Annotated in this window: 6 protein-coding genes; 5 read left to right on the top strand and 1 reads right to left on the bottom strand. The window is 37.3% G+C overall.

The window, feature by feature from the left end:
• Positions 1–262: 262 nt before the first annotated feature.
• From AAC073_RS24875 to AAC073_RS24860, 4 genes are all read left to right on the top strand, one after another.
• Complete coding sequence (locus AAC073_RS24875) at positions 263–595, top strand: hypothetical protein (protein WP_339926494.1); 333 nt, start codon at positions 263–265, stop codon at positions 593–595.
• A gap of 89 nt (positions 596–684) precedes the next feature.
• Positions 685–2,151, top strand: coding sequence for a CotH kinase family protein (locus AAC073_RS24870; RefSeq protein WP_339926493.1), 1,467 nt, complete (start codon positions 685–687; stop codon positions 2,149–2,151).
• A 263-nt stretch (positions 2,152–2,414) separates the two neighbouring features.
• Entirely contained in the window at positions 2,415–2,894 is a 480-nt protein-coding gene (locus AAC073_RS24865; protein WP_339926492.1) for an SRPBCC family protein, read from the top strand.
• A gap of 123 nt (positions 2,895–3,017) precedes the next feature.
• On the top strand, positions 3,018–3,656 hold the full coding sequence (locus tag AAC073_RS24860) for an outer membrane lipoprotein carrier protein LolA (protein ID WP_339926491.1): 639 nt from the start codon (positions 3,018–3,020) through the stop codon (positions 3,654–3,656).
• A gap of 48 nt (positions 3,657–3,704) precedes the next feature.
• Here the strand turns inward: AAC073_RS24860 and AAC073_RS24855 are convergent, their stop codons facing one another.
• Positions 3,705–4,550, bottom strand: a complete 846-nt coding sequence (locus AAC073_RS24855; RefSeq protein ID WP_339926490.1) for an N-acetylmuramoyl-L-alanine amidase-like domain-containing protein — start codon at positions 4,548–4,550, stop codon at positions 3,705–3,707.
• 258 nt (positions 4,551–4,808) lie between these two features.
• Between AAC073_RS24855 and AAC073_RS24850 the strand changes: the two genes are divergently transcribed.
• The gene (locus AAC073_RS24850) at positions 4,809–5,396 is read left to right on the top strand and encodes a hypothetical protein (RefSeq protein WP_339926489.1); all 588 of its coding nucleotides are present in this window, start codon (positions 4,809–4,811) and stop codon (positions 5,394–5,396) included.
• Positions 5,397–5,475 lie beyond the last annotated feature (79 nt).

Raw genomic sequence — 5,475 nt, 5'->3', positions numbered from 1 at the left:
TGGCTTTGCCACCATATCCGTACAAAGCCTTTATTTGATATGTGCCTTATTCAATCATTTAAAATATTTCTTTCACTTTTGGAGATTATTTTTTGGACTTAAATCAATATCAAGAACCATACAATCAATGGTTTATAGTATATTTTCCTTAGGCACTAAACATTTTCCCCTTTTTATTTTCGACCTATGGAATATTTTTTAATTCATTTCAGAGGGATTCTCAAATCACTTGCGTCTAAAGAGAAAACGAAAACAATATTTTATGAAAAAGATATTAATAGTGATCGCCATGGTAGCTGTAAGCTCCTTGACTTACGCCCAAGGACAAAGAGGCCAAAGGCCAGCACCTCCTACCACAACAGAAATAATTAAAACAGCTACCAAAGAATTGGGATTGTCCGAGGAGCAAGCAACTGAATGGAAGACCATCCATGAAAAATATGCTGATGACATGAAAGATCGGTCTACAGCCAAAGAAGTAAGAGATAAAATCGATACTGAATTGCAAGCTACTTTAACTGAAAATCAGTTGGAGACCTACTTGGAAAAAAAGAAAAAACGGGAAAGCCGACCCGCAAGAGGCCCTAGAAATTAATACGATATAAAAAAGTATTAAGGCATGGCTTTTCCTTCCAACAGATGCCAGTAAAATATTTTAAAGGTTATGGCCCAAACTAGACTAAAATGAAAAAAATAGAAAAAAAATCATTGTTACGGTATTCAAAATACTTGTATTTATTATTCCTAATCTTCACCATGGTCTCCTGTGTTGAAGATGTAGAAGAAATTGGTTTACAGGATGATGATGAAAAAGAGCTGGTCATTGATGATACCGATTTTGATCCAACTGATTGGACAGAGGCTACGCATAGCAATGATGCTGATCCCGATTTTGATGAAGTTTTTGAAGACTTGGCAGTAAAAAGATTGGATATTGTCATTACTGAAGACCGTTGGCAGGCAATGCTTGATGACATGACTGATTTGTATGGCACCTTCGGTGCTAGTAGCAGCGGCGGTGGCAGACCTGGGGGCGGTGGCCCTGGTGGAGCCGCTACTTTTACTGACGAAGACCCTTTGTTTGTACCTGCCGAGGTATTTTACGAGGACAATGAATGGTACAGAGTAGGTGTTCGATTTAAAGGAAATTCGAGCTTGCAAAGTAGCTGGCAGTCAGGCATTTTAAAGTTGTCATTTAAACTTGATTTTGATGAATTTGAGGATGATTATCCACAAATTAAAAACCAAAGATTTTATGGGTTTAAAAAATTAAGCTTAAAAAACAATTACAATGACAGGTCCATGTTGAGAGAAAAGGTAGCCACTGAAATTTTCCGAGATGCTGGTTTAGTTGCTTCACATACTGCCTTTTACACCGTATATGTAGATTATGGTGATGGGCCGGTATATTTTGGATTGTATACCCTAGTGGAAGAAGTAGATGATACCCTGATAGATACCCAATACAATGACAATGATGGTAACCTGTACAAGCCAGACGGGGATGCTGCCAGTTTTGCATCAGGAACCTACGATGAGGATGAGTATGTGAAGAAGACAAATGAGGACGAGGAAGATTTTACAGATGTTGAAAGCCTTTTGACCCTATTGCATGATGGATCAAGAACAAGCGATCCAGCTGCCTGGAGAACAAGTCTTGAGGAAGTGCTGGATACAGATGTATTTTTAAAATACCTGGCAGTAAATACCATCATTCAAAACTGGGATACCTATGGCAGAATGACACACAATTATTACTTATACAACAATCCGGATACCAAGAAATTGAACTGGATACCATGGGACAATAATGAAGCCTTGCAAACTGGAAACCAGCAAGGAAGTCTACCACTGAATTTCTCTGGATTAAATGCCTCTAGTTGGCCATTGATAGGCTACCTGTATGCAGATGATGTCTATAGGGCCAAATACGACGCCTATGTATCTGAAGTGATCTCAGGACCTTTTAGCACAAGTATCGTCCAGGCAAAATACAGTGCTTATTCAGCCTTAATAGCGCCATATGCCACGACAGAACTAAATGGATATACCTTTTTAAATAGCAGCGGAGATTTTCAAAATGCTGTCAATACTTTGATGTCTCATGCGCAATCAAGAGCATCAGCCGTTAGTAGTTACCTTAATAATTAGAGGACAATAATAGTATAAATAGGCTGGGTTTATCGAAACCTGGCAAAAAAGAAAGTTTGGGTTGTTTGTATACACCAGTACTAGGAGAATGATTTTCTTAAGGAAAAGCTTCTTCAGGTGCTGGTGTTTTTTTGTTTTAATTTAAAAACATATTTTGGTATACAACCTTGTGTTTCCAACTTGTTGAGGGAAAATAATATTTAACTTTGTATACTCTTTATTATGTGCAAGTTAATTTCTAAAATTAACAACATTAAAATTTTATGACCACCATCATTCTACATACAAAAATTAATGCTCCCATTGAAAGATGTTTTGATTTGTCAAGAAGCATTGATCTTCACAAGGTATCCACAGCCCACACCAAGGAAGAGGCGATTGATGGGGTTACAACAGGCTTAATCAACTTGGGAGAGTATGTAACTTGGAGAGCAGTACATTTTGGCCTAAGTCAAAAACTAACTTCCAAAATTACTGAATTCGAAAGTCCATCTTATTTTGTTGATGAGATGATTCAAGGTTCCTTTAAGAGTTTTAAACATTTTCACTATTTCGAAACTGCCGAAAATAATACTATCATGACCGATCGATTGGAATTTAAATCACCAATGGGGATTATTGGTAGATTTGTAAATGTAGTTATTCTAAAAAAATACATGAAAAACCTTTTGATCAAAAGAAATGAGGTGATAAAGGAATTTGCTGAATCAGACAAATGGAGAGAAATAATCATCAATCAATGATAAATTCAAATCTGTCTACTAATCTATGATAAAATAAGCTTACCTGATCAGCCAAAAAAGCTTCATTTTTTTAAAATGAAGCTGAGATTTTGTAGCTTGTAGAAGCAATAGACCCCTAAAACCATGAAAAGGATCACGCTTAGCCTTTTGCTTCTCTTTATTGCCTGCTTTCCAGGATTACCACAAGAGGATACTGTTACGATGATTCTTTCGGAAGCCAAAGCCAATTTGGAACGAATGAACGATTTTTCAGCTGATTTTACCTACAGCATTGAAAATAAAAGTAAACCAGTCTCAATCTCTAAAAAGGGGAAATTTCAATTTGCCAAAGGTAAATATGTGCTTCTTATGGACGACCAAGAGATTTTTTGTGATGGTAAATCCATGTGGATACATATTCAGGGGGATGAGGAAGTAAACATCCTGCATTATGACCCGGAAGATAGCACTGGTTTTGACCTGATATTATCTCCATTTTATGAAGAGGCTACCAAATCCATTTATGAAGGCAAAAAATTGGTGGATGGAATTACCTATGACCAAATCTATCTTGAATTTTCCAATCCGGAGCTAGATTATCATAAGGCCAGACTTTGGATCGATGAGGCTTCAAAAATCCTGGAGAAAATTGTCCTTGTCAACAGAAGGCAAACCATTTCTACCTATCAATTTACAAACATAAAAACAGATCAAGGGCTTCCGGAAAGTACCTTTGTATTTGATATAGAAAACTTTAACGGAGAAATTTATGATGAAAGGTAATAATGGAGAAAAGCAATACAAAAATTTGAACAGGTAGAATAAAACTATTCAATATTGACTTTCCAGCCTGGCAACCATGATACCGGATTGTGACTTGTTGTCCTTTAGGTAATGGTGAAGTGGCTTTGACGAGACTTCCACCTTCATCGAATTGGTGCTGGCGTGTAATAGGTGAATCCTTCCATTCCGTTTTATCGCAAAGCCCACATGGACAATATCTAAATCCGAAATGGTAGTTGTGATCGCAATCAAATCCCCAGGCTTTATATTTTTTTCATGGATAAAGACATCTTCCTTTGGAATGTAATAGTAAGTACGATTGCTTATTGCTTCCTCCGTTGTACGAAGTTGGGCCACATAATCCGGATTAGTAAGTTGTGAATAAAAATTGGGGTTCGCAGACATAAAGGAGGGAGCATTTTCATAAGTGACACCACCTATAGTTTTTGTTATATCCTTTAGAATGCCCTTCTCCTGGTTTTGATAAATCCAATCGGAAAAATAATGAAGCCTCGATGGATAAGCCATCCGAGTGCCCTCTTGGTACCTTATCAGCTCTAATTCTTTCTGGTAGGCCTCGAAAGTAAAATCTTTCTGCATGGCAATTCGAGTCAAAGCCACTACAGTTTCCAGGTAGGTGGTGCAGTCAAGCCCCATAAGATTCACCACCAACTGTTCCTCTCCAGTTAGCTCTAGGGTTTTACCTACATAAGGCGTACCGAGAAACCAGCCACCAATTTCAAGAGCCACTTCATTCATTGAGCGATTTGAAAGATCTAATTTCGACAAACGATTAAGCGTGGTACCTAGCCGTTCCCTACTTTCAGGTGTACATACCGTCTGTCCCTCTACCAAGTAAGGAAGGATTAAAAATACTATCAGAAACCATCGCATTAAAGGTGTTAAAATTTGGTAGTGATTAATTTATTTAAAGAATAATTGCATCATTTTAATCAGGCTGAAATATGCCTTTTTTTATTCTAGCACAAAGTAGTTGTTTTTTGTTTAAAAATGAATGGTTAGTTTTCTCCTAATAAACCCCTAAAATGGTTCAACCTTTAAATTTACTAAGGTACAGGCCTTCAATGGATGAGAGTTCTTTTGTTTAACCCCCAAAAAAAACAATCTTTACAATAGTTAGTTTTATAGATTATGATAAAAACCGGTCCAATTGTTTTTCTAATCCTCATAAGTCTAAATACTATCAACGCCCAAAATCTTGATGGCTTTAACAAGGAACGATTAAGTTTAAATAAAAAAGGGATGTTGGTTTTAGGTTCATGGGCCGCTGCTAACATTGCACTTAGTCCTATTCTGGTGAGCTCCTCATCTGGAAGTGAAAAGTATTTCCATCAAATGAATGGTTATTGGAATGGTGTTAATCTGGTTATTGCAGGGCTAGGATACTACAATGCTCTTAAAGCCGACCCAAATGGCCTCTCAATGAGCCAATCCCTGAAAGAACAGCAGAAGATTGAGAATGCCCTTCTCTTCAATGCTGGGCTTGATCTAGCCTATATTGCTGGTGGATTTTTCCTGCAGGAAAGGGCTAAAAACAACATCGCAAATGCCGACAGATTACAGGGCTTTGGCCAATCACTTGTACTTCAAGGAGGCTTCCTATTTATCTTTGACATAGGATATTATCTGGTTCAGAAAAATCACGGTGGCAAACTTTTTTCTTTGGTAGATAATCTGGCAATCCATCCATCAGGGTTTCGGTTAGTATGGGAAATCTAATGTTACTACCTATATACAGTTTAATTAGGGTCTGCTGAAAAACTCAGACAATCTAATCTATAAAAACCCAGTCCAGATT

Origin of the sequence: uncultured Cyclobacterium sp., from assembly GCF_963977555.1 — a bacterium.
Lineage (GTDB): Bacteria > Bacteroidota > Bacteroidia > Cytophagales > Cyclobacteriaceae > Cyclobacterium.
Note: the sequence above shows the minus strand (reverse complement) of the source record. Positions and strands in the feature narration are given on the sequence as shown.

Coding starts and splice junctions, on each gene's coding strand:
- AAC073_RS24875 (WP_339926494.1), top strand. CDS start 263: ATGAAAAAGATATTAATAGTGATCGCCATGGTAGCTGTAAGCTCCTTG.
- AAC073_RS24870 (WP_339926493.1), top strand. CDS start 685: ATGAAAAAAATAGAAAAAAAATCATTGTTACGGTATTCAAAATACTTG.
- AAC073_RS24865 (WP_339926492.1), top strand. CDS start 2,415: ATGACCACCATCATTCTACATACAAAAATTAATGCTCCCATTGAAAGA.
- AAC073_RS24860 (WP_339926491.1), top strand. CDS start 3,018: ATGAAAAGGATCACGCTTAGCCTTTTGCTTCTCTTTATTGCCTGCTTT.
- AAC073_RS24855 (WP_339926490.1), bottom strand. CDS start 4,550: ATGCGATGGTTTCTGATAGTATTTTTAATCCTTCCTTACTTGGTAGAG.
- AAC073_RS24850 (WP_339926489.1), top strand. CDS start 4,809: ATGATAAAAACCGGTCCAATTGTTTTTCTAATCCTCATAAGTCTAAAT.